The organism is Acinetobacter sp. YH16051 (assembly GCF_013417135.1).
Lineage (GTDB): Bacteria > Pseudomonadota > Gammaproteobacteria > Pseudomonadales > Moraxellaceae > Acinetobacter > Acinetobacter towneri.
The window spans coordinates 1-1096 of record NZ_VPEN01000148.1; the positions used below are offsets into that span (position 1 = coordinate 1).

The 1096-nt window shown below is 28.6% G+C and carries 2 protein-coding genes; one reads left to right on the forward strand and one right to left on the reverse strand.

The features are described from left to right. The first annotated feature begins 124 nt into the window (after nt 1–124). Complete coding sequence (locus FTV41_RS14975) at nt 125–607, forward strand: hypothetical protein (protein ID WP_174660721.1); 483 nt, start codon at nt 125–127, stop codon at nt 605–607. A 212-nt stretch (nt 608–819) separates the two neighbouring features. Here the strand turns inward: FTV41_RS14975 and FTV41_RS14980 are convergent, their stop codons facing one another. After that, nucleotides 820–1080: a hypothetical protein gene (locus FTV41_RS14980; protein ID WP_125825070.1), complete on the reverse strand. Its 261-nt coding sequence runs from the start codon at nt 1078–1080 to the stop codon at nt 820–822. Nucleotides 1081–1096: the final 16 nt, after the last annotated feature.

Sequence of the window (1096 nt, forward strand, 5' to 3'; positions counted from 1 at the left end):
ATGAAAAAAACCTAGACCGAAGTCTAGGCTTTAAATTTTAAAAACACATAAAAATTAAGGCTATAGTCTCAATTTTTCAACTTCGTATAACGTGTATTATGTTAATTTTAGGAAAACTTAAAAAATGAAGAAACTACAAATCATCTTTTCAGTAATTTTAGTCATAGTAATTTTATGGGGTATACAATGGATGTTTCATGGTTTTCCAGTAAAACCTTCAAACATCAATAATGTAAAACCTACTGGAGATATAGAATCTAACTTAAATGCATTCTTAACTGACACAGCTTTACCACGAATAATAGAGAGTTGTATTCCCTTCTATAATGAAGATTTTAGAAAACTAAATTCTCAGCTTAAAAACTCACCTGATTTAATTAAGGCTGATCACTTTAATAAAGCTCAATTAATAACAATTAATTCTGATACAAGAAAAAAAGAAGCCAACTTATCTACTGTAAATATTATTAATGAATTTTTTACTGTTTTAGATAGTCCAATGACTAATCCAGAAATGCTACAAAGATGTTTCGGAAATTATGGTTATACACTTCAAGACATGAGAAGGATTAAGAAAAAATTTAGCAATTTTGCAAACTCAAATTAATTAGATACCCTGCATTTAACATAATGGTTGTTATGCGAAATTCCTAGCATATTCACCTTTTGTCTTATATCTTTGTTTTTACCAATAGGTAAAATATATTCATAACCTACATCGGAAAAGTAGGTAGTTAAGAAAAAAATTGCAGAGATTTATAAGCCTTATAGTAACGGGAGAGACTATAGGGCTTTTTATTTATCTTAATATTCATATACCTAATGGATTTGCTTTTCAACTAGTTCCAATTTGTTTAATGCTTGCCGTTTTTTATGATCATTATTAATCTTTACAACTAGAGCTAAAATAAAAACCATCACTATAAAAACAAGGAAAATCAAATGCTTTTTCATCATTAATCCCTTCTTTTGATCTTTAAGAATGCCTTGTTCCTTTGTAAATAGATATGACATAAGGGAAGCACTGATACAAGCCTTTTTAAATGACTTTAGCAACTCGATAAACAGTTGCAACTCCACAATTCACTGCTTTGGC